Source organism: Streptomyces fractus (assembly GCF_049844455.1).
Classification (GTDB): domain Bacteria; phylum Actinomycetota; class Actinomycetes; order Streptomycetales; family Streptomycetaceae; genus Streptomyces; species Streptomyces fractus.
Window position 1 is genome coordinate 9,336,762 of sequence record NZ_JBMYHI010000002.1, and the last position, 21,138, is coordinate 9,357,899.

The window sequence follows — 21,138 nt, forward strand, 5'->3', positions numbered from 1 at the left end:
GAGTGGAGACAGGACGTGCGGTTCGGTGAATACTGATTCACCGAACTGGTGAACCGGAGACACATGAATTCTGCCCCGATATCGGCGACGCGCCCGCGCGAACGTCTCGCCGTGCCCGTACTCGCCTTCGGCGGCATTCTCATGGCGGTCATGCAGACCGTCGTGGTCCCGCTCCTGCCGGACCTGCCGCGGCTGACCGGCGCCTCACCCGCCGCCGTGTCCTGGATGGTCACCGCGACCCTGCTCGCCGGGGCCGTCCTCACCCCGGTCCTCGGCCGGGCCGGCGACATGTACGGCAAGCGGCGCGTGCTCCTGTGCGCGCTCGCCCTGATGACCGCGGGATCGGTGCTGTGCGCCCTGACCTCCGACATCCACCTGCTCATCGCCGCCCGCGCGTTGCAGGGCGCCGCGGCCGCCGTCGTGCCGCTCTCCATCAGCATCCTGCGCGACGAACTCCCGCCGCACCGCACCGGATCCGCCGTCGCCCTGATGAGCTCGACGGTCGGCATCGGCGCGGGTCTCGGCCTGCCGCTGGCCGCGCTCATCGTCCAGTACGCCAACTGGCACGTCATGTTCTGGGCGACCAGCGCACTCGGCGCGCTCGGCCTCGCCCTCGCCTGGTGGGCGGTGCGCGAGTCCCCGGTCCGCTCCCCGGGCCGCTTCGACGCGCTCGGCACGCTGGGACTCGCCGCGGGCCTCGTCTGCCTGCTGCTCGGCGTCTCCCAGGGCGGCCAGTGGGGCTGGGGGAGCCCCGCCGTGCTCGGCCTGTTCGCGGGCGCCGTCGTGGTCCTCGGCCTGTGGGCGTGGCACCAACTGCGCGCCGCACGGCCCCTGGTGGACCTGCGCCTGGCCCTCGGCCGCCGCGTCGGGCTGCCCCACCTCGCGGCGCTGCTCACCGGCTTCGCCTTCTACGCCAACTCGCTCGTCACCGCACAGCTCGTACAGGCCCCCGTCGCGACCGGCTACGGGCTCGGCCTGTCCATCGTCGCCACCGGGCTGTGCATGCTGCCCAGCGGCGTCATCATGCTGCTGTTCTCTCCGGTGTCGGCCCGCATCTCCGCCGCCCGCGGGCCCCGGATCACCCTCGCCATCGGCGGCGTGATCCTCGCCGTCGGCTACGCGGTCCGCATCGTCGACAGCACCGACCTGTGGGTGATCCTCGTCGGCGCCGCCGTCGTCTCGACCGGCACCACCCTCGCGTACTCGGCGCTGCCCACCCTGATCCTGCGCGCCGTCCCCGCCGACGCGACGGCCTCCGCGAACGGCGTCAACGTCCTCATGCGCACCATCGGCCAGGCCGTCTCCAGCGCCGCCGTCGCCGCCGTGCTCGTCCACCACACCACCTGGGTCGGCCGCGCCCAGGTCGCGTCCCTGCACGGCTATCAGCTGGCCTTCGCCATGGCGGGCACGGTCGCCCTGATGGCCGCCGTGGTCGCGCTGGCCGTCCCCTCCGACGGCGCGACGGGCCGTGCCGTCACGGGCGCACCGGCCCCGGTGCCCACCGCGAAGGGAGCGTGAGGCGATGGGCGCGGCCCACGCCGACGAGCGGCGGCCCGGCAACGGCCGGCGCGACGCCGGGACGACCAGGGCCGACATCGTCAAGGCGGCCCGGCACCTGCTCGCCCGGCACGCGCACGGCGACATCACCCTCAAGGCCGTCGCCGACCGGGCCGGGGTCAGCCCGCCCCTCGTCCTCAAGTACTTCGGCAGCAAGGACGGCCTGTTCTCCCGCGTCATGGACTTCGAGGACGACGTGGAGTCCTTCCTCGACGCGCCGCTGCCGGACCTGGGCCGCCACATGGTCCGGCACGTCCTGACCGGACAGGCCGAGCGGGGCAGCGACCCGATCCTGCGCATCGTCTTCGCCCCGCTCCACGGCGAGCAGGGCGACATCCTGCGCGCCAACTTCCGCGCACAGGTCTGCGAACGGCTCGCGGAGCGCCTGCCCGGCGACGACGCCGCCCTGCGCGCCGAACTCGCCGTGTCCCTGCTGCTTGGACTCGGCGTGATGTACGGGATCGCCCGCGGCCCGCACGTACGGGCCGCGGACATCGAGACGGTCGTCGACCGCTACGCCCCCGCGGTGGAGGCGCAGCTCGCGGCGGCGCGGACCGACACGGCTCAGCCGTGCTGAACGCGCAGCGGCTCGAAGTCGACGACGGTGCGGGCGCCGTCGCTCCAGCGGACCGTCAACTCCCCGTCCAGGAAGGCGACATCGGACACGGCGTCCGCGAGGGGTGCTTCCGGCCGCTCCGCGGCGAGTGAGGCCAGCGCCACGAACACCGCGGTCCCGTCCACGTCCGCCACGAGGCGCGGCACCCGCACCCACGGCTCGTACGCCGTGCCCTGCGGCGCGCGCACCGCGTCCTTCTCGGAACGCCGGTCCCAGCCGCGCAGCCCGACCAGCTCCGAGTGCAAGGCGTCCGTCGCCCAGCCGGTGAGCGTCACCCGCGCGCCGTGCGGGGCGCCGACCACGCGGTGCACCCGCAGTTCGTACGCGGCGCGCGCCACGGTCAGGCTCTCGACGCGCAGTCCGGGCACCATCGGCGGACCCGACGTGAACACCGGCCGGTGCCAGGACGCGGCCCAGCCCCAGCCGTCGCCCTGGCCCGCGCCCAGCGGGTGGATGCGGCGCCGCACACTGGCGACGCCGCCGCACTCGACGGAGAGGTGGTTGTCCGCCGGGTTGGCCCGGGGCGTGGGACCGGTGTGCGTGGAGTAGGCCTGGCGGCTGTAGAGCACGTCCTCGTCGGCGGCGCTCTCGCCCTCGAACGGGCGGACGTGGTCGCTGCCGTGGTTGTGCAGCCGCACGATCCCGTCCACACGCGTGGACTGCACCAGCAGACCCGGAGCGGGCAGCGCGAGCACCCGGTCGAGGCCCTCGCTCGGCGCCGGCTCCTCGGTCGCCGTCCACAGCGGATGGTCCTCGCCCGCCAGCAGCGAGACGAAGCCCTTCGACGCCCAGTACGGGGACGCGGGGCCCGAGTAGTGCTGCAACGTCGCGTCGTGCGGGCCGTGCCAGCCGAGGCTGAGCAGACCCTCGTCCGTGACGCCGCCACGGTCCAGGAAGTAGCGCAGGTTCCCGCTGATCAGACGGCGCGACGCCCCCGGGGACAGCGGCGTGTGCCCGGTGACCGCGCCCATGCCGACGGCCGCCGACGCCGCGAACCGGTAGGTCAGCGAACGCCCGAAGTGGATCGGAGCCCCGTCGCCGCCGAACAGCAGCGAGAAGCTTTCGAGGTGCTCGCGCAGGCGCGGCCCCACCCGCTCCGACAGCGCGGAGTCGCCCGTCAGGTGCGCGTGCAGCATCGGATACAGGTGCAGCGCCCACCCGTTGTAGTGGTCGAAGGCCCGCCCGTCGCCGTCCCGGTACCAGCCGTCGCCCTCGTACCAGGTCTCCAGCAGGTCGAGGGCCCGCTGAATGGCCCGCGTCGTCGCCGCGTCGGACCGGCCCACGGACTCCAGGAACGAGGCCACCATGAACGGGAACAAGTACCAGTTGTTCGGCGCGGGCGTGTGCGTGATCGCACCTCGCAGCCACTTCTCCGCCCGGTCCTGCACGTCGCCGTCGAGCCGGTCCCACAGCCACGGCCGGGTCAGCGACAGGCCGAGCGCCACCGAGGCGGACTCCACCATGGGCTGGCCCTGGATGTGGTGGTCGAGGATCAGCGGCCAGGACTCGGCGTCGTCGCGCCCCGGCGTGCGGGTGCCCGCGGCGAGACCGCTCGCGTACCGGTCGAGCCAGCCGTGCGGGTCCTTGCCGCCCGCGCCCGCGACCCGGAAACCGGCCGCCAAGAACGTACGGGCATAGCCCTCGAGCCCGTCCGAGCGGACACCGGACCCGGAGGGCCGGCCCGGCAGATCGAGCAGCGCGCCCTCGGGCGTCGCCCACCGCCAGGCCGCCCCGAGCAGCCCGTCGGCGACGGCCTCCCAGTGCGCGCGGGTGAAGCCGGTGCGGGGGCTCAACCCCCGGTTGTCCTCGGGCAGTTCGAACGGGACGGTGCTCATGCGAGGAACGCCAGCCTTTCGGGTCGTACGGGGTGGGCGAAGCCGTCGCCCGCGGCCCAGCGCGTCAGCTCGCCGACCGCGGTGTCGGCGAGGCGCTGCCACTCATTGCCCTGGGAACCGGCCAGATGGGGGGTGATCAGCGCGTTCGGGCAGTCCCACAGCGGGTGGTCCGCGGGCAGCACTTCCGGGTCCGTGACGTCGAGAACCGCGCGGATGCGGCCGGCGCGGACCACGTCGGTCAGGGCGTCCTGGTCGACGACGGCGCCGCGCGCCGTGTTGATGAGCGTGGCGCCCTCCCGCATCGAGCCCAGCAGCTCCCTGCTGACCAGGCCGGTCGTGGTGGGCAGCAGAGGTGTGTGCACGCTCAACAGGTCGCTGCGCGTGAAGAGTTCGGCCAGGCCCACCCGTTCCACTCCGAGCTCCGAAGCGTCCTCCTCGGAGACGTACGGGTCGTGCAGCAGCACCTCGACGTCGAAGGGGCGGAGCAGTTCGATGACCCGGCGGCCGATGAGCGACGCGGACAGGATGCCCACGGTGCGGCGGTAGTTGCCCACCTCGTGCGACGTGAGCAGCCAGTCGCCGCGCGCACGGGTCCGCTGGAAGTCGCGGGCCCGCTCCAGGACGTGCTTGCCGTGCAGCAGGATCATCGCGAGCGTGTACTCGGCGACCGGCAGCGCGTTGGCCGCTGCCGCCGAGGACACCGCGATGCCACGCTCCCAGCAGGCGTCGGTGACGTGCCCGCGCACCGAACCGGCCGAATGCACCACGGCCTTCAGCGCGGGCGCCGCCGCCAGCACATCGGCGTCGAGCGGCGGGCAGCCCCAGCCGGTGACGAGCACATCGACGTCGGCGAGCACCTCCTTCGCCCGCACCGTCGTCAGATCGTCGAGCACGGGCAGCGGCGCGAGCTCGCAGACCTCGGTGAGCGCGGCCATGGACCGCGGCGTGAACACGGCCGCCGCGGCCTGGGGGGACATGGCCAACGCCACGCGGGGCTTGCTCACTTGACCGCCCCCGCCGTCAGGCCGGACCGCCAGAAGCGCTGGAGGAAGATGAACGCGAGGACGAGAGGAAGGACCGCGAGGAGCGAGCCCATGATCACCACCGGGTAGTACTCGGGCGAGACGGTCGCCTGGCTGTTCCATTGGAACAGGCCGAGGCTGACGGGATACAGATCCTGGTTCGACAGCATGACCATCGGCAGGAAGAAGTTGTTCCAGATCGTGGTGAGCTGGAAGAGGAACACGGTGACCAGGCCGGGGCCGAGCATCCGCAGGGCGACCTTGAAGTACGTCGCGAGTTCGCTCGCGCCGTCGACGCGCGCGGCCTCCAGGACCTCGTTCGGCACGTAGCCCTGCGCGAAGATGCGGCCCAGGTACACGCCGAACGGGTTGAACAGGACGGGGATGAACACCGACCAGAAGGTGTTCACGACGCCGGTCGCCGACGCGATCAGGTACAGCGGCAGCGCGAGCACCGTCTGGGGCACCATGACCGCCGCGAGCACCAGGCCGAAAAGCTTCTCCTTGTGCCGGAAGTGGTACTTGTCGAAGGCGTAGCCGCAGGCGACGCTGATCAGCGCGCCGATGGCCGCGCCCACGACCGCGTACAGCAGGCTGTTGCCGTACCAGCGGCTGTAGAGCCCGCCGTCCATCGCGAACAGATCCTTGAGGTTCTGCACGAGGGAGAAGTCGCTGAAGGACAGGATGCTGCTGCTGAACAGGGCGTCGCGGGACTTGGTCGAGGCGAGGACCAGCCACAGGACGGGAAGCAGCGTGTACAGCACGGAGATCGCGACGACGACGTTGACCGTCGCGCGCCCCAGCATCCGGGGACGCAACGTCCGGGGACGCAGCAGCGTGGAGTCGGTGGCGCTCATCGGGCGTCCTCCTCGGCCGAGTTGACGCGGTTGGTCCAGCGGGTGACCCCGTAGGAGACGGCGATGGTGATGATCAGCAGGATCACGGAGGCGGCGGCCGCGAGGGAGTAGTTGTTGCGGCTGAAGGCGGCGTCGTAGATGTACATGCTGGGAGAGAAGCGCGCGCCGATCATCTGCGAGCCCTGATGCAGCAGCATCGGCTCCGTGAACAGTTGCAGTGCCCAGATCAGCGTGAACATCGAGACCATGACGACAGAGGAGCGCACCAGGGGTGCCTTGACCTGGATCGCGGTACGTACCGGCCCCGCGCCGTCGACCACCGACGCCTCAAGGACCTCACGAGGGACGGCCTGCAGAGCTGCGTAGAAGATGACCATGTTGTAGCCGAGGTTGCTCCACAGGGCGATGTTCACGATGGAGGGCAATGCCGTGTGCAGGCCGAGGAAGTCGATCGTGATGTCTGCCTTGCCGAGCACCTCGATGATGGGGCTGATGCCGGGTGTGTAGAGGTAGAGCCAGATCAGGGCGGCGATGATCCCGGGCACCGCGTGCGGCAGGAACAGCCCCAACTGGGCCCAGGACCTCAGCCGTACGACGCCCGAGTCGAGGAGCAGAGCCAGCGCGAGCGAACCGATGGTCATCAGCGGGATGTAGATCACGCAGTACAGCGCGACCGTGCCGAGCCCGGACAGGAACGACGGGTCCGTGATGACGGAGGCGTAAGAGCGCAGGCCCACGAAGACCGTGCGCTCCGGGCCGAAGCCGAGGCCGGGCTGGTCGTCGCTGAAGAAGCTCAACCACACGGCCGTGCCGACCGGAATCAGGAACACCAGCGTGAGGAGGACGAAGAACGGGGCCATCAGAACGCCCGCGGCACCGCCTCGGCGGCGCTTGGCAGCACGCTGGGCCTTGCGCTGCGGGTCGTCCGAGTCACGGGGCGGCGTGGATGTCGTGACGGGGGCATGGGCCGTCGCGGTCATGAGAAGTCACCTGCCTTTCGGGGACGGGCGTTCACGTGGAGTGCTCGGTGGTCTTCAGGCCCAGTGCCTTGAGGTCCGGCATCGAGCCGTCCTGCGCCGCGCGCATCGATGACTCGAGCGTCCCGGAGCCGGCCGCCGCGCGGGCGAACGCGTCCTGCATGACCTGAGCGGTCGCCGTCATCCGGGGGCCCCACACCCAACCGTCACGGATCTTGTGCGCCTCCTGCTCGAACAGGGTGTAGATGTCCTGCCCTCCGTAGTACGCGCGGTCGAAGGCGGCGCGTCCCACCTTGATCAGATCAGTGGCGGCCGGGTACTGGCTGCTCGCGCCGCTGGACAGGCGCGCCTTGAGGGCGTCGGGGTGCGAGACCTGCCACTCGATGAACTCCATGGCGGCCTCGGGGTGCCGGCTGTCCTTGGTGATGGCGAACGTCGAACCGCCGTTGGTGCCCAGCCCGGGCTTCGAGGGGTCCCACTGGGGCTGCGGGGCGATGCGCCACTTCCCCTTGCCTTCGGGGTGGGCGTTCATTTGAGCGCCCGCCTCCCACGCGCCGCTGTGCCTGGTCAGGATCAAGCCGCCCGAGTTCTCGGCGTCGATCGCGCGGCTGCCGGGCGAGTTGACGTAGACGAGGTCTTCGTCGATGAGCCGCTGCCAGTACGTGGCGACGCGCCGTGTGGGGGCGTCGGCCAGCGAGACGTTCCACGCCCCCTTGGACGTGTCGAACCAGCGGGCACCGGCCGCCCAGGCCAGACCAGAGAACACGCCCATGTCCACCGCGAAGTAGGTCACCTTGCGATTGCCGCCGGTGCGGCGCACGGCGCGGGCCAGGTCCAGATACTCGTCCCAGGTGGTCGGGACGTCCAGGTTGAACTTGTCGAACAGGTCCTTGCGGTAGTGCAGCACCATTGGTTCGACGTCGAGTGGCACGCTGTAGATGCGGTTCTCGAACGTGGTGAGGCTCAGCGCCTGGGGCAGCAGCCGCGCCCGTAGTTTGTCGCTGACCAGGCCCGTGATGTCACGGGCCACACCGTCGATCGCGAAACCCGGCAGCTGCGGGTACTCGAGCGTCGCGACGTCCGGGGCGTTGCCCGCCCGAGCCGCGTTGCTGAGTTTGGCGTACCCGCCGGCGGTGCCTGACGGTATCTGTTCGAAATTGACCTGGATGTGGTCGTGCGTCTTGTTGAACTCGTCGACCACTTCCTGGCTGCCGCGAAGGGCGGACCAGAAGGTGATCGTGGTCTTGCCTGTCCTGCTTGAGCTAGAGCTTGCCGACGACGCGCTGTCGTTCCCGCTGCAGGCGCTCAGGGCGCCCGTCAGCGGCAGCGCGGTAATCGCGGCGAGCACCGATCGACGGCTCTGTCGACCAGGCATGGGCGCCTCCCGCGGCTCCTGCGTGTTCGAGTCACGGGAATCCTGATCGGTTCACGAGATCCGGTCAATAGATCGATCAGAAGAAAATGAAACGATCAAACGCTCAGTGTGCGGCGGGGGTTGAGAACGACGGTTCGCGATACGGGGCGGAACGGGTGGAACCACGCACCTTGAGCGTCGGCAGCAGCTCGACCCGGTGCGCCGGCCCGGCCCCCGCGCCCCGGCCGAGACGCTGCAACAGCAGCTCGGCCGCCGCCCGTCCGACCTCCGCCTTGGGTGGCGATACGGCGGTGAGCGGGGTGCTGCCGAGTCCGGCGACCACGTCGTCGTACGCGATCGCGGAGCAGTCCTCCGGGACGCGCACCCCCGCGTCCCGCAGCGACTGGACGAGCATCAGCGCGTCGACGTCGCCGTGCAGCAGGACGCCCGTGGCGCCCAACTCGTCCAGCAGAGGCGGGAGTTCGAGCGGCTTCTCGTCGTCCTCCGCCTCCGGCTCGGGGACGGCCCGCGGGGAGCTGAGAGCCACCGCCCACTTGTCGACCTGGGGATGCTCCGCGGCGATCTCGGTGAATGCGGCACGCACCGCCCGCGCGGTCGGGCTGTCGTCGCGCGCCGCGAGCACGATACGGCGGTGGCCGAGGCCCGTGAGGTGCTCGACGGCGAGGTGCACGCCGTACCAGTGGTCGGTGCACACGGTGTCCACGGCGTGCAGCGCGCTGCCTCTGCGCGGCCTGCGCTCCATCACGACCGTGGGCACGTCCACGCGCGCGAGCCAGGCGTAGTCGGCCTCCTCGGTGGCGAGGCTGCGCCAGCGCGGGGCGATGAGCAGCCCGCGGGCCCCGTCCGCCAACGCCCGCTCCACAAGAGGCTGTTCGGCGCCCGGGGCGGCAGGCGCGATGTGCAGGGCGATCCGGACCCCGGCCTCCTCGAACGCGGTACGGGCCCCGTGCAGCATCTCGTACAGGTACGCGTGCCGCTCCGGGACGACGACGGCGACCGGGCCGCCGTCCGCGCCGGGGTCGGCCCTCGCCGCCCGGGTGTCGCTCTGCTCCTGTCGCTGGTCGTGGCCCTCGTCCTGTTCCGGCAGGATCGGTCGCGCGATGCCGTGGCCGCGGCGCAACTTGCCCGCGCGCGCGAGCTCCTCCACGTCGCGGCGGAGCGTCACCACCGACACCGCGAGCTCCGTGGCCAGATCGCTGACCCGCGTCGCGCCGCGCGCCTGCACGGCGGCGAGGATCCGCTGCCGCCTGAGATCGACCGGTTCGCGCATGCTGATGGCCCCCTCGTGACCCGCTGGTCCCGCTGTTCGTTTGAGCGTTTCGCTGAACGCTTCGGCCGAGCATAACCAGCGGGACGCGTCCGGCGTGAGGCCTCCACCGGATTCGGTTCCAGCGGTACGTGATCGAGGACGGTGCCGAAGCGCTGGTCGTGGGCTCCGAGGGTGGAGGCGTCAGCGGGGAGCCCGGCGGGCGTGCGCGCGATGTCGGCGGAGACCGTGAGCGTATGACCGCACTCCTCACCGAGGACGACGGCCGGATCGACCAACGGTCAGCGGCGCACGGCGGACGGGTCGGGCGCGACCGGGAGTTCGAGCACGCTGTTGCCGACGAACCCCGTCGGCTGGCGCAGTTCCTCCTCCGGGGCGGCGAGAGCAAGGTCGGGGAACCGCGTGAACAGGCGCTCCAGGGCGATGGTCGACTCCAGGCGGGCCAGCGGGGCGCCCACGCAGTAGTGGGCGCCGTGCCCGAGCGACAGATGCCGGTTCTTCGCCGCCCTCCCCACATCGAAGCGGTCGGCGTCCGGGCCGTGTGCCGACGGGTCGCGGCCCGCGCCCGAGTAGCCCGCGAGCACAGGAGTGCCCTTCGGGATCACCGTTCCGTCGACGACGAGGTCCCGCTTCGGGTACCGGAACGGGAAGTAGCTCACCGGGGTGTCCCAGCGCAGGGTCTCCTCCACGACGTCGGACCACGTCGCTTCCCCGGCCCGCACCAGGGCGAGCTGCTCGGGGTGGGAGCACAGCGCGCGCACCGCGTTCGTGATCAGGTTAAGGGTCGTCTCGTGGCCCGCGACGACGAACAGCATCAGCGTGCCGATCAGCTCCTCCTGCGCGAGCCGGTCGCCGTCGGCCTCGCGGGCGGCGAGCAGCGCGCTGGTGAGGTCGTCGCCCGGCGCCTTCGCCCGCGCCGCGGCGATCCGCCCGAGGATGTCCACCATCTCCTGGTTGGCCGCGAGGGCGGCCTCCGGCTCGATGTGCGTCGACACGATCTGGCTGGACAGATGGTGCAGGCGGCCCCGGAACTCCTCGTCCACGCCGAACAGTTCGCAGATGACGCCCATCGGGAGCGGCATCGCGAAGTGGGCGCGCAGATCGGCCGTGCCGTCGCCCGACGAGGCGGCCCCCGCGAGGTCGTCGAGCAGCCGCCTGGTCAGCTCCTCGATCCGTGGGCGCAACCGTTCCACCCGCCGCGCCGTGAACGCCCGGCTCACGAGGGACCGCAGCCGCCGGTGGTCCTCGCCGTCGACCGTCGTCATGCCCCGCACCGTCGCGAACGTACGCAACGGCCAGCCCTCGGGTATCCGATCCTCGGCGAGCGCCGCGAAGTGCCGGGGATCCTTGCCGACGTCGGGGTGCGCCAGGAACTCCCGCAGAGCGTCGTGCCCGAGGACGAGCATCCCGGGCACCTCGCCGGGCAGCACCACGGGCGCAACCGCGCCGTGCTCGCGCAGCATCAGGTTCCGCGCGTGCGGACAGCCGCCCGTCGGGTCGATGCGGTGCGGTGTCCGCGTGCTCGGGCCGGCCTCCTGGGGGCGGTGCGCCTCCCGCCCGTCCGGCGTCCCATCGGGCTCGACGGGGTGCACGAGACGGGCGGGTTCGCCGGGCATGGGGGAGGTCAAGGCGCGCTCCTGACAGATCGGCAGATCGACAGCTCGGTCGGCGCGGCCACGGAGCACATGTCCGGCGCTGGCTGTACCGGCGGTTCCCCTGGCCGTGACCTCGGATCGTAGGGCCCTTCTGACGGATCTTGCTGGAGTCGCGGGGTCTGGCACGCACATCTGCGGCGTTGTCGTCGGTTGCCAACGCTCCGCGTTGACGCCCTCCTCCGCCTTGCAGCTGCACGCACCAGACCCCGCTCGGGGAGCCGAATGATCTGGCCCACCGAGTCCAGCCTGATCCGTCAGAAGGACCCTAGGGCGACTCGCTGCTCAATCCCAGACCGTAGATCCGCTCGAGCAACCACGCCTCGTTGCCCGCGAGGCCCGCCCTGCTCAGTGCCTCGTCGGCCTCGGCGATCGGCACGGTGAGCACCGCCGCCGTCCCAGGCGGTTCCGAGCCGGAGAGGGCCGCGCGTGCCGTGTGCATGAGGCGCAGGCAGGCCTGCGCCGCGGCCAACTCGGGGTGCATGGTCAGCTGTCCGTGATTCCTGGTCCCGTTCATGACTCCACTCTTGCGCATGGGTCTGACAATCCCGCCGAGCCGACGCGGGACTACCCTCGGGAAGATCAACCCGATGGAGAGGAGGGACCCGCTCTTGTCGTCCCCGCTCGCGTTCTCCCTGTTCGATCCGGCCGCCGGGCAAGGCCTGAGGCAGCTCGCCGAGTTGGGTCTCGCGCTGGTGCTCTCCACGTTGATCGGGGCGGAGCGCGCCGTCCAGCAGAAGAGTGCGGGGCTGCGCACGCACACCCTCGTCGGCGTGGGGAGCGCGCTGTTCATGGAGGTGTCGCAGCACGGGTTCAACTCCGTGCTCGGCATGGGCGGTGTGGCGCTCGACCCGTCACGTGTCGCCGCGCAGATCGTCTCCGGCATCGGATTCATCGGCGGAGGACTCATCTTCGTGCGGCGTGACGCGGTGCGGGGACTGACCACCGCGGCGACGGTCTGGCTGACGTGTGCCATAGGGATGGCCTGCGGCGGTGGACTGCCGCTGCTCGCGTTCGCCGCGACCGCCTGTCACTTCCTGGTCGTCCGCGGCTACCCGTGGCTGACGCGGCGCGTGCCGGCCCTGGCCTCGGAGCGGCGTTCGGGCCTGCATCTCGCCTACCGGGTCGGCTCCAGCGTCCTCACCCGCGTCCTGGAGGAGTGCACGAGCCGCGGGTTCCGGGTCGTCGAGCTGCGCAACGACAGCGCAGACTGGGAGCCAGGCCGCGGCCGGGGCGGGACGATGGCCGTACGCATGGAGATCGAGGGGACGTCCGACGTGCCGGAACTCGTCGCTGTGCTCGCGGAGTTGGACGGCGTGCTGGACGTGGCGTCACTGGCGGCGGCGCCGGACGAATAGCCCAGAGGGCCAGGACACACGGCAGGCCGGGACACAGGGCAGGCCGGGATACACGCCGGGTCTACGTCCGCGTCGTCCCGTGCCACGACCGCCACAGCGCCGCGTACGCGCCGTCCGCCGCCACCAGTTCCGCGTGCGGGCCGAGTTCGGTCAGTCGGCCGTCCTCCATGACGGCGACCCGGTCCGCGTCGTGCGCCGTGTGGAGGCGGTGGGCGACCGCGATGACGGTGCGGCCGTGCAGCACCGCCGCGAGGGCCCGTTCGGTGTGCCGGGCCGTCGTCGGGTCGAGCAGGGCGGTCGCCTCGTCGAGGACCACGGTGTGCGGATCGGCCAGCACCACGCGGGCCAGCGCCAACTGCTGCGCCTGCGGGCCTTCGAGGTGCAGGCCGCCGGCGCCGAGCTCCGTGTCCAGGCCCTGGGGGAGCGCGTCCGCCCAGTCGTCGGCGCCGACCGCCGCGAGCGCCGCGCTCAGGTCGGCGTCGTCCGCGTCGGGCGCGGCGATGCGCAGGTTGTCGCGGACCGAGCCGAGGAACACGTGGTGTTCCTGCGTGACCAGGACGATGTGGCGGCGCAGCTGTTCGGGCGCGAGCGCGGTGACCGGGACGCCGCCGACGCTGACCGTCCCGGTGCGCGGGGCGTCGATCGCCGCGAGGAGTTTGCTCAGCGTGGTCTTGCCCGCCCCGGACGGGCCGACCACGGCGAGCCGTTCGCCCGCCCGCACGGTCAGGTCCACCCCGTGGACGACATCGCCGCCGCCCTCGTACGCGTAGTGCACTGCGCGAAGTTGGATGGCGTCGCCGGACGGAACGGCCTCCTCGCGCGCGGGCGCGCGTGCCGTCGTCCCTCCGATGCCCTCGACGCGGGCGAACGAGGCGCCGCTGCTCTGCAATTGCTCCACCCAGAACAGGATCGTGTCCAGTGGCCCCGACAGCTGGCGCAGATACAGGGCGCAGGTGACGATCGCGCCGAGGCTCGGGCCGCCGCGTGCGTGCAGGGTGCCGCCCACGAGAAGAACGGCGGCGACCGGCAGGGCGTACGAGAAGTCGACCGAGGGGAACAGCACGCTGCGCAGGGACAGCGTGCGCATGCGCGTGCGGTAGCTGTGCCGGATGCCCTGCTCGCATGCCTCGACGCGCTGTTCCTGGAGGCGGAAGGCCTCCACGGTGCGGGCCCCCGACGCCGTCGCCGCGAGTTGCTCGGCGAGGCGCGAGTCCGCCTCGCCCTGCGCGAGATACGCGGTGCGGGCCCGGCGCAGATACCAGCGCACCGCCACCGGGATGCCCGCCAGGCAGCACAGGGAGACCAGGCCGAGCAGTGGCTCGACCACGACGACGGCGCCCGCGAGGAACACCACCTGCGCCGCCGACACGAACACGTCGGGCCCCGCGTCGCGCAGCGCGCTCGCCACGGCCGCCACGTCGTTCGTGCCCCGGTTCGTCAGGTCGCCGGGTCCCGCCCGGTCGACCACGGAGGCGGGCAGCCCGAGCGCCCGGTCCACGAACCGGTCCCGCACCCGCGCCGCGGTCCGCTCCCCGAACCGGTGCCCCACCAGCCGCGCCCAGCGCAGAAGCAGCAGTTGGGCCACCGCGCAACACAGAATCACCAGGGCCGCCCGGTCGACGTGCCCCACACTCGTGCCGCCCCGCACATCATCGATGATCCGACCGAGCAGCCAGGGCCCGATGACCCCGGCACCCGCCGCGAGACAGTTGAGCCCCAGCGTCACACCGAAGGCCCGCCGATCACCACGCACAATCTCAAAAACCGCCCGCCGCACGGCGGCCCGATCGGCGACGGGGAGCGAGAAGGATCGGACAGCACTCATGACTCGGCTCCCGCCGCCGGTACCCGCCCCGGTTCCGACGTCGTGGCCGTGCCGCGTGACACCAGGTGTCGGTATTCCTCGTCGTGGGCCAGTAGGTCGCGGTGGGTGCCTGTGGAGCGGAGGGTTCCGTCGTGGAGGAAGTGCACCTCGTCCGCCCGGTCGAGGAGGAGAGGGGACGTGCCCGTGACCACGGTGGTGCGGCCGTGGCGCGCCGATAGTAGGCGGTCCGCGGCGCGTGCCTCCGTGTGGGCGTCGAGGGCCGACGTCGGCTCGATGGCGAGGAGGATTTCGGGAGCCGCGTGCAACGCACGTGCCAGGCGCACCCGTTGACGCTGGCCGCCGGAGAGGTTGCGGCCCTGCGCGAGGAGCTCGGCGTCCGGGCCGCCCGGCAGGTCGTCGGCCGCGGCCGCGTGCAGGGCGGCCGTCACCGTCCGCTCGTCCGGCGCCTGCCGCCCCGCGACCGCCTCCCGCACCGTCCCCGCGAACAGATCCGCCTCGGGCGCCGCGAGCAGGATCCGGCGCCGCACCTCCGCCAGGTTCACCGCGTCCAACGTGACATCACCCCATGTCGCCGACGTCGGCGCGAACCGGCCGAGCCGGTCGACCACCGCCGCCGCCTCCCCGGGCCGCGCCGACACCAGAGCCGTGAGCCGCCCCGGTCGGACCGTCACCCCGGACACCGGATCGTGCAGCGCCGCGCCCTCCGGAGGCCCCGGAACGGGGGAGTGGTGCCCGCCCGACTCCGGCTCCAGGGACAGGAAGCGCAGCACCCGCCGCGCCGCGACGAGACCGCGCCCCAGGTCGTAGCCGCCCTCGATGAACGCCTCGACCGGCACGACCAGCATCGCCACATACCCGTACACGGCCACCAACTCGCCGATGGACAGCTCCCCCTGGGCGGCCATCCGCGCCCCGAGCCACGTCACGACGGCGAGGAACACCGCGGGAAGGCCGACGGCGAGCGCCTGGATCCAGCTGATCACGCGCGCCACCCGGTACCCCTCCTCGCGCAGCCCGGCCGTGTCCTGCCGCAGCCGGCCCGCGTACACGTCCTTGCCGCCGAGCCCGGCGAGCACCCCGAGCCCGCCCACGAGGTCCGCGAGCCGCGACGCCAGCACACCCTGCCGCTCCCGGTAGCCGGACTCCGCGCCCTGCAACCGCGTCAGCAGCGGCCCCAGCGCGACGGCGAGCAGCGGCACGCCCAACAGGATCACCGCCGCGAGCAGCCCCGAGATCGACAGCAACAGCCCGGCCACCACCGCGTACGCGACGACGGCGCCGACCCCGGGCCCCGCGATCGTCAGCGTCTGGCTGATGCGCTGCACGTCGCCGACGCCGATGGTGACGACCTCACCCGCCGCGACCCGCCGCGGCAGCGCCGCCCCGAGCACGGTGGCGTGCCGGGTGACGAGCCGCGTCGTGCGGTACGTGGCGTCCAGGCGCACCCGCGTCATCGTCCGGTGCCGCATGATCGCGAGCCACGCGTTGACCGCGCCGAGCGCGAGGAGGACGCCGCACCACCCGTACAGCGCCCCGGTGTCACCGGCCCGCAGCCCGTCGTCGACGGCGCGCGACAGGACGTAGGGCGGGAGCGCGAGCCCCACCATCCACAGGCTGCCGAACAGCGCCCCGGCGGCGACGCGGCCGCGCTGGCGCGCGATGAGCCACCCCAAGTAGCGGGCCGGACCGCGCAGTTCCGGGACACCGGGATCGACTCCGGAGGGACCGTCGCCGGGCAGGTCCGTGGTGGTGTCACTCATTGACGCACCCTATGCGGGGCGCCGCGGCAGGGGGTAGATCACCTGCGGGTCAGGTGCAGCCGCAGGCCGCGCGGCATCAGCGTCAGCCGCTCCGTGATCGCGAGCCGGTAGTCCGGCTCGGGCCGCAGATCGTAGCGGCGCAGGAGCAGGCCGAGCACCAACGTGGCCTCGTGCAGCGCGAACTGGCGGCCGATGCAGGCACGGGCCCCCGTACCGAACGGCTTGAAGACATGCGCCGGCCGGGAACGCACCGCCTGCGGCGTGAACCGCTCCGGGTCGAAGGACTCCGGGTCCTCGCCCCACGCGTCCGGATCGCGGTGCAGCATCGTCGTCAGGACCAGCGCCCACGCGCCGCGCCGCATCGGGTGCGTACCGCCGAGCGTCGTGTCCGCGAGCGCCTCGCGCGCGAACGCAGGCGCGGTCGGCCACAGCCGCAGCGACTCGTCCAACACCCGCCGCAGATAACGCAACTTGGCGACCTGCTCGTACGCGGGGACATCGGCGTCGCCCCACACACGGTCGACCTCCTCGCGCGCCTTGGCGAGCACCTCCGGGTTCTGCGCGAGGTAGTGCAGCGCGAAGGACAGCGCGCCCGACGTCGTCTCGTGCCCGGCCACCAGGAACGTGATGACCTGGCGGCGGATGTTCTCCGGCGAGAGCCGCTCGCCGGTCTCCGGGTGCGTCACCTCCAGCATCCGGTCGAGGAGGTCACCGGGCCCGCCGTCGGAGGCGCGGCGCGCCGCGACCACCTCGTCGACCGTGCGGTTCAGGTACGCGCGGTCCGCCGCGTTGCGCTTCTCGGCGCCCCGCAGCAGCACGGACGACAGGAGCGGCGGCACCACATTGCGGCGCTGCGCGAACGTCAGCGCGCCGACCATCGCCGTGACGAACGGGTGCGGGCGATCGCGCTCGAACGACCCGAAGTCGTGCCCGAAACCGGTCCGGGAGATCGTCTCCAGGGTCAGCTTGGTCATGTCGGCGGGCACGTCCACCGTGCGGCCCGCCGCCTCGCTCGTGTCCCACGAGGCCATCAACTGCCCCGCCACATCCAGCATCAGCGGGTGGTAGCCCGCCATCGCGTCGCGACTGAAGCCCGGCGCCAGAATGTCGTGCGCCAGCTGCCAGTTGGGCTCGTGGTTGTACGCGGTGAACAGGCCGTCACCCGCCACGGGACGCAGATTCGCGACGCCGAGCCCGACGTGCTTGGCGAACCGCGACTCGTCGGCCAGCTCCGCCGCGAGGTCCGCGCCCGCCACGAACACGATCTCCTTGCCGAACCCCTTGCGCCGGAAGATCGGCCCGAGTTCGGCGGCCAATTTCATCGAATCCTGGAGCGGAGAGCGGACGTTCGCGCCGACCACGTCGCCGAGGAACGGGACCCGGCGGGACGGGCGCGGGATGCGGTCCAGGCGCGGCCACCCCTGCTCGGCACTGCGAAAGCCTCGCGGCAGCGGGGTTCCCGCAGCCTGTGTCGCCTGCGGCGTCGTCGTCATCGTGTCCATCTCCCTTGCACCGATGCCCTGTTGGAGCACCCGGACCACACTGTTAGACGTGGATTCAATAACGCGCCACAGTCTGATCCTGTTATTGAACTCACGTCAAGTAAGGAGTGGTGTGTCCAGTAGGGTGCGCCTCATGACCAGGGAGCGAGGGGGAGTGTCGGCGTCGGGGGAGCGCACCCGGCGCAGACTCAGTACGGAGGAGCGCCGCGAGCAACTGCTCGCCGTGGGCGCGAGCTTGTTCGCGCAGGCCCCCTACGGCGACGTATGGATCGAAGAGGTCGCGGAGATCGCCGGCGTCTCGCGCGGGCTGCTCTACCACTACTTCCCGAACAAACGGGACTTCTTCGCCGCCGTCGTGCAGCGCGAGAGCCGGCGCATGCTGCGACTGACCGCCGCCGTGCCCGGCATCCCCGTCCGCGACCAGCTCGGCACCGGCCTCGACACCTTCCTCGAGTACGTCGCCACGCACGCGCACGGCTTCCGCGCCTTCCACCGCGCGGAGGCGGCGGGCGACCCGGCCGTGCGCGCGGCCTACAGGGAGGGGCTCGCCGCGCACGAGGAGCAGATCATGGCCACCCTCGCCGCGGACCCGCACATCGCCGACCGTCTCCCCGCTCCCGACGTACTGCGCCTCGCCGTACGCGGCTGGCTCGCGTTCCTCGTCGCCGTCTGCCTCGACTGGCTCGACGCCGCGGAGCTCACGCGGGAGCAGGTGCGGGACCTGTGCGCGCGGGCGCTGGTGGGGGCGATCGGCCTGTGACGGGCGCCGGGGGCGCGCGCCCCGCAGGGTCATAAGGGTAACTTGCAAGGCTTCCTGTCTACCTCGTACGGTGGCGGCATGTCAGGAACGCAGTCAGCCGAAGAGGACGAGCCGCCCACCGAGCAGGTCGCCGCCGACCTCGCCACCGTCGTCGGCCGGCTCTCGCGCCGGCTGCGCACCGCGTCGCCGGACAGCCTGCTCACCCCTACCCAGCGCACCGTCCTCGCCCGCCTGGAGACCGAGGGATCCGGCACGACCGCGGCCCTCGCCCGCGGCGAGTACGTACGCCCGCAGTCCATGCGGCTCACCCTCGGCGCCCTGGAGGAGCAGGGCTTCGTGGCCCGCGAGCCGGACCCGCACGACGGGCGACAGTCCGTCGTGTCGATCACCGAGAGCGGCCGAGCGACCCTGGACGCCGTACGTGCCGCGAAGCACGGCTGGCTCACCCAGGCGCTCACCGAGGAACTCGACGCCGACGAGCGGCGCACCCTCACCGAGGCCACCGCACTCCTCGAGCGGCTGGTGCGCAAGTGACGCAAGGCGTGGGGGAGCCGGCCGTCGTCGCCGGCGAAGGAGAGGCTTCCGCGCGGCAGCAGGGGTTCAGGGCCCGACTCACCGCGCCCCTGCTCCTCGGCTCGGTGCTCAATCCGCTCAACACCACGATGATCTCCACCGCCCTGGTGGCCATCGGGCACGACTTCGGGATCGGCGCGGCCGACACGGCCTGGCTGATCTCCGTCCTCTACCTGGCGAGCGCCGTCGCCCAGCCCGTGCTCGGCAAGCTCGCCGACATCCTCGGCCCGCGCCGCGTGTTCCTCGCGGGACTCGTCGTCGTGTGCCTCTCCGGGATCGTCGGGGCCCTCGCCCCCGCCTTCGGCTGGCTCATCGTCTCCCGGCTGCTCCTCGGCATCGGCACCTCCGCCGCCTACCCGGCGGCGATGGCCGTGCTGCGCGACGAGGGCCGCCGGGTGGGCCGTCGCCCGCCGCGCCCCGTCATGGCCCGCCTCTCCTTCGCGGCGCTCGGCAGCGCGGCGGTCGGACCGACGCTGGGCGGACTGCTCGTCATGGTCGTCGGCTGGCGCGGCATCTTCGCGGTCAACGTGCCGGTGGCGGCGATCGCGCTCGGCGCCGCCCTGCTGTGGATCCCGCGCGACCCTCCGCGCTCCACGGACGGCGAACCGGCGCCGCGCGCCGCCCTCGACCCCCTCGGCATCGGCCTGTTCGCCACGGCCCTGACCGTGCTCGTCTTCTTCCTCCTGGACCTGTCCCACCCCATGTGGTGGCTGCTCGCCCCCTTCGCGGTGCTCACCGGTGCGCTGGTGTGGTGGCAGTTGCGCAGCAGGACGCCGTTCATCGACCTGCGCATGCTCGCAGGGAACGGCCCGCTGGCCCGCACCTACCTCCGGCACGGCCTGAGCTATCTGCTCATCTACTGCGTGATGTACGGCTTCACCCAGTGGCTCGAAGAGGGGCGCGGCTTCTCCTCCGGGCACACCGGGCTGCTGATGCTGCCGATGTCGCTCGCGGCCCTGGTCTGCTCGCTCCTCGGCGCCCGCACCAAGGGCATCCGCGCCCCGCTCGTCGCCGCGTGCGTGCTGCTCATCGCGGGCGCCGGGCTGCTCGTCTTCCTCGACGGCGACACCCCGCTGGCGCTGCTGCTGATCGCGGGCGCGTGCTTCGGCATCCCGCAGGGGTTCGTCGGCACCTGCAACCAGGCCGCCGTCCAGGAGTACGCCCCCGCCGCCGACATCGGCTCCGCCGCGGGGCTCCAGCGGACCGCCCAGTACATCGGCGCCATCACCGCGTCGAGCCTGATCGCCCTCGCCTACGGACAGCGGGCCAGTGACAGCGGCCTGCACCTGATGGCCGGCGTCTCCGTCGTGCTCGGTCTTCTGCTGGCGGTCCTGACGGTGACGGACCGGGCGCTGCGCAGGAGTTGAGAACGCCATGGTGCGCTGAACTCGTTCAGGGCGCCGGTGGTTGCGGTTGTTGCGCGCGTTCCAGGAAGCGCAGCAGCTCGACCGGGAAGGGCAGCACCAGCGTCGAGTTCTTCTCGGCGGCGACCGCCACCACGGTCTGGAGCAGCCGGAGTTGGAGGGCCGCGGGCTGCTCGGACATCACGCCCGCCGCCTCGGCGAGCTTCTTCGAGGCCTGCAGCTCGGCGTCGGCGTTGATGACGCGGGCCCTGCGCTCCCGGTCGGCCTCGGCCTGCCGGGCCATCGAGCGCTTCATCGACTCGGGCAGGGACACGTCCTTGATCTCGACCCGGTCGATCTGGACGCCCCAGCCGACGGCCGGGCTGTCGATCATCAACTCCAGGCCCTGGTTGAGCTTCTCGCGGTTCGACAGCAGATCGTCGAGGTCGCTCTTGCCGATGATGGAACGCAGCGACGTCTGCGCCATCTGGGAAACGGCGAACTGGTAGTCCTCGACCTGCACCAGCGCGTTCGCCGCGTCGACGACCTTGAAGTAGATGACGGCGTCCACCCGCACCGTGACGTTGTCCCGCGTGATGCCGTCCTGCGCGGGGACCGGCATCGTGACGATCTGCATGTTGACCTTGCGCAGCCGGTCGACCATCGGCACGACCATCGTGAACCCCGGCTCGCGCACGCTCCCCGCCAGGCGACCGAGACGGAACACGACACCGCGCTCGTACTGCTTCACCACGCGGGCCGCGGCCGCCGCGTACACGAGCAGGACACAGACCAGCGCCACACCCGCGATCGTGAGTTCCTGGACCATGACGACACCCCCAGGTGCCCGAGTCCTCCG

18 protein-coding genes are annotated in these 21,138 nt (G+C 72.1%); 6 read left to right on the forward strand and 12 right to left on the reverse strand.

The window, feature by feature from the left end; all coding sequences use genetic code 11:
* Window positions 1-63 precede the first annotated feature (63 nt).
* The gene (locus tag ACP4E5_RS44560; RefSeq protein ID WP_425840495.1) at window positions 64-1,518 is read left to right on the forward strand and encodes an MFS transporter; all 1,455 of its coding nucleotides are present in this window, start codon (window positions 64-66) and stop codon (window positions 1,516-1,518) included.
* Between the two features lie 4 nt (window positions 1,519-1,522).
* Entirely contained in the window at window positions 1,523-2,134 is a 612-nt protein-coding gene (locus ACP4E5_RS44565; RefSeq protein WP_425840498.1) for a TetR/AcrR family transcriptional regulator, read from the forward strand.
* Here ACP4E5_RS44565 and ACP4E5_RS44570 read toward each other — a convergent pair.
* From ACP4E5_RS44570 to ACP4E5_RS44605, 8 genes are all read right to left on the reverse strand, one after another.
* Window positions 2,122-4,008: a DUF2264 domain-containing protein gene (locus ACP4E5_RS44570; RefSeq protein ID WP_425840501.1), complete on the reverse strand. Its 1,887-nt coding sequence runs from the start codon at window positions 4,006-4,008 to the stop codon at window positions 2,122-2,124. The two genes, ACP4E5_RS44565 and ACP4E5_RS44570, sit on opposite strands and share 13 nt — an antisense overlap.
* Window positions 4,005-4,985, reverse strand: coding sequence for a hydroxyacid dehydrogenase (locus tag ACP4E5_RS44575; protein ID WP_425842147.1), 981 nt, complete (start codon window positions 4,983-4,985; stop codon window positions 4,005-4,007). The genes ACP4E5_RS44570 and ACP4E5_RS44575 overlap by 4 nt, the downstream gene beginning before the upstream one ends.
* Window positions 4,986-5,008: 23 nt before the next feature.
* On the reverse strand, window positions 5,009-5,887 hold the full coding sequence (locus tag ACP4E5_RS44580; protein ID WP_425840504.1) for a carbohydrate ABC transporter permease: 879 nt from the start codon (window positions 5,885-5,887) through the stop codon (window positions 5,009-5,011).
* Window positions 5,884-6,867 (reverse strand): carbohydrate ABC transporter permease, encoded by a 984-nt coding sequence (locus ACP4E5_RS44585; protein WP_425840507.1) that lies wholly within the window; start codon window positions 6,865-6,867, stop codon window positions 5,884-5,886. The genes ACP4E5_RS44580 and ACP4E5_RS44585 overlap by 4 nt, the downstream gene beginning before the upstream one ends.
* 31 nt (window positions 6,868-6,898) lie before the next feature.
* Window positions 6,899-8,239, reverse strand: a complete 1,341-nt coding sequence (locus ACP4E5_RS44590) for an ABC transporter substrate-binding protein (protein WP_425840510.1) — start codon at window positions 8,237-8,239, stop codon at window positions 6,899-6,901.
* A 103-nt stretch (window positions 8,240-8,342) separates the two neighbouring features.
* Complete coding sequence (locus tag ACP4E5_RS44595; RefSeq protein WP_425840513.1) at window positions 8,343-9,509, reverse strand: substrate-binding domain-containing protein; 1,167 nt, start codon at window positions 9,507-9,509, stop codon at window positions 8,343-8,345.
* A 278-nt stretch (window positions 9,510-9,787) separates the two neighbouring features.
* The gene (locus ACP4E5_RS44600; protein WP_425840516.1) at window positions 9,788-11,134 is read right to left on the reverse strand and encodes a cytochrome P450 family protein; all 1,347 of its coding nucleotides are present in this window, start codon (window positions 11,132-11,134) and stop codon (window positions 9,788-9,790) included.
* Window positions 11,135-11,426: 292 nt separating this feature from the next.
* A complete protein-coding gene (locus ACP4E5_RS44605; RefSeq protein WP_425840519.1) occupies window positions 11,427-11,693 on the reverse strand; it encodes a hypothetical protein in 267 nt (88 codons plus the stop codon).
* A 55-nt stretch (window positions 11,694-11,748) separates the two neighbouring features.
* Between ACP4E5_RS44605 and ACP4E5_RS44610 the strand changes: the two genes are divergently transcribed.
* Entirely contained in the window at window positions 11,749-12,516 is a 768-nt protein-coding gene (locus ACP4E5_RS44610) for an MgtC/SapB family protein (RefSeq protein ID WP_425840522.1), read from the forward strand.
* Between the two features lie 61 nt (window positions 12,517-12,577).
* Here ACP4E5_RS44610 and ACP4E5_RS44615 read toward each other — a convergent pair whose 3' ends face one another.
* The 3 genes from ACP4E5_RS44615 to ACP4E5_RS44625 are packed head-to-tail and all read right to left on the reverse strand — an operon-like array spanning window position 12,578 to window position 17,594.
* On the reverse strand, window positions 12,578-14,341 hold the full coding sequence (locus ACP4E5_RS44615) for an ABC transporter ATP-binding protein (RefSeq protein WP_425840525.1): 1,764 nt from the start codon (window positions 14,339-14,341) through the stop codon (window positions 12,578-12,580).
* The gene (locus tag ACP4E5_RS44620; protein ID WP_425840528.1) at window positions 14,338-16,101 is read right to left on the reverse strand and encodes an ABC transporter transmembrane domain-containing protein; all 1,764 of its coding nucleotides are present in this window, start codon (window positions 16,099-16,101) and stop codon (window positions 14,338-14,340) included. Before ACP4E5_RS44620 ends, ACP4E5_RS44615 begins: the two co-directional genes overlap by 4 nt.
* 38 nt (window positions 16,102-16,139) lie before the next feature.
* On the reverse strand, window positions 16,140-17,594 hold the full coding sequence (locus tag ACP4E5_RS44625) for a cytochrome P450 (RefSeq protein ID WP_425840531.1): 1,455 nt from the start codon (window positions 17,592-17,594) through the stop codon (window positions 16,140-16,142).
* A gap of 142 nt (window positions 17,595-17,736) precedes the next feature.
* Here ACP4E5_RS44625 and ACP4E5_RS44630 point away from each other — a divergent pair, with 142 nt between their 5' ends.
* From ACP4E5_RS44630 to ACP4E5_RS44640, 3 genes are all read left to right on the forward strand, one after another.
* Window positions 17,737-18,363, forward strand: a complete 627-nt coding sequence (locus ACP4E5_RS44630; protein ID WP_425840534.1) for a TetR/AcrR family transcriptional regulator — start codon at window positions 17,737-17,739, stop codon at window positions 18,361-18,363.
* A 78-nt stretch (window positions 18,364-18,441) separates the two neighbouring features.
* The gene (locus tag ACP4E5_RS44635; RefSeq protein ID WP_425840537.1) at window positions 18,442-18,897 is read left to right on the forward strand and encodes a MarR family winged helix-turn-helix transcriptional regulator; all 456 of its coding nucleotides are present in this window, start codon (window positions 18,442-18,444) and stop codon (window positions 18,895-18,897) included.
* An 8-nt stretch (window positions 18,898-18,905) separates the two neighbouring features.
* The gene (locus ACP4E5_RS44640) at window positions 18,906-20,303 is read left to right on the forward strand and encodes an MFS transporter (RefSeq protein WP_425842150.1); all 1,398 of its coding nucleotides are present in this window, start codon (window positions 18,906-18,908) and stop codon (window positions 20,301-20,303) included.
* Between the two features lie 25 nt (window positions 20,304-20,328).
* Here the strand turns inward: ACP4E5_RS44640 and ACP4E5_RS44645 are convergent, their stop codons facing one another.
* Window positions 20,329-21,108 carry a slipin family protein gene (locus tag ACP4E5_RS44645; protein ID WP_425840540.1) on the reverse strand — a complete coding sequence of 260 codons (780 nt, stop codon included), beginning with the start codon at window positions 21,106-21,108 and terminating at the stop codon, window positions 20,329-20,331.
* Window positions 21,109-21,138: the final 30 nt, after the last annotated feature.

What these genes read in the sequence shown, in the direction of transcription:
- ACP4E5_RS44560 (WP_425840495.1), top strand. Translation starts at nt 64, where the DNA reads ATGAATTCTGCCCCGATATCGGCGACGCGCCCGCGCGAACGTCTCGCC.
- ACP4E5_RS44565 (WP_425840498.1), top strand. Translation starts at nt 1,523, where the DNA reads ATGGGCGCGGCCCACGCCGACGAGCGGCGGCCCGGCAACGGCCGGCGC.
- ACP4E5_RS44570 (WP_425840501.1), bottom strand. Translation starts at nt 4,008, where the DNA reads ATGAGCACCGTCCCGTTCGAACTGCCCGAGGACAACCGGGGGTTGAGC.
- ACP4E5_RS44575 (WP_425842147.1), bottom strand. Translation starts at nt 4,985, where the DNA reads ATGTCCCCCCAGGCCGCGGCGGCCGTGTTCACGCCGCGGTCCATGGCC.
- ACP4E5_RS44580 (WP_425840504.1), bottom strand. Translation starts at nt 5,887, where the DNA reads ATGAGCGCCACCGACTCCACGCTGCTGCGTCCCCGGACGTTGCGTCCC.
- ACP4E5_RS44585 (WP_425840507.1), bottom strand. Translation starts at nt 6,867, where the DNA reads ATGACCGCGACGGCCCATGCCCCCGTCACGACATCCACGCCGCCCCGT.
- ACP4E5_RS44590 (WP_425840510.1), bottom strand. Translation starts at nt 8,239, where the DNA reads ATGCCTGGTCGACAGAGCCGTCGATCGGTGCTCGCCGCGATTACCGCG.
- ACP4E5_RS44595 (WP_425840513.1), bottom strand. Translation starts at nt 9,509, where the DNA reads ATGCGCGAACCGGTCGATCTCAGGCGGCAGCGGATCCTCGCCGCCGTG.
- ACP4E5_RS44605 (WP_425840519.1), bottom strand. Translation starts at nt 11,693, where the DNA reads ATGCGCAAGAGTGGAGTCATGAACGGGACCAGGAATCACGGACAGCTG.
- ACP4E5_RS44610 (WP_425840522.1), top strand. Translation starts at nt 11,749, where the DNA reads ATGGAGAGGAGGGACCCGCTCTTGTCGTCCCCGCTCGCGTTCTCCCTG.
- ACP4E5_RS44615 (WP_425840525.1), bottom strand. Translation starts at nt 14,341, where the DNA reads ATGAGTGCTGTCCGATCCTTCTCGCTCCCCGTCGCCGATCGGGCCGCC.
- ACP4E5_RS44620 (WP_425840528.1), bottom strand. Translation starts at nt 16,101, where the DNA reads ATGAGTGACACCACCACGGACCTGCCCGGCGACGGTCCCTCCGGAGTC.
- ACP4E5_RS44625 (WP_425840531.1), bottom strand. Translation starts at nt 17,594, where the DNA reads ATGACGACGACGCCGCAGGCGACACAGGCTGCGGGAACCCCGCTGCCG.
- ACP4E5_RS44630 (WP_425840534.1), top strand. Translation starts at nt 17,737, where the DNA reads ATGACCAGGGAGCGAGGGGGAGTGTCGGCGTCGGGGGAGCGCACCCGG.
- ACP4E5_RS44635 (WP_425840537.1), top strand. Translation starts at nt 18,442, where the DNA reads ATGTCAGGAACGCAGTCAGCCGAAGAGGACGAGCCGCCCACCGAGCAG.
- ACP4E5_RS44645 (WP_425840540.1), bottom strand. Translation starts at nt 21,108, where the DNA reads ATGGTCCAGGAACTCACGATCGCGGGTGTGGCGCTGGTCTGTGTCCTG.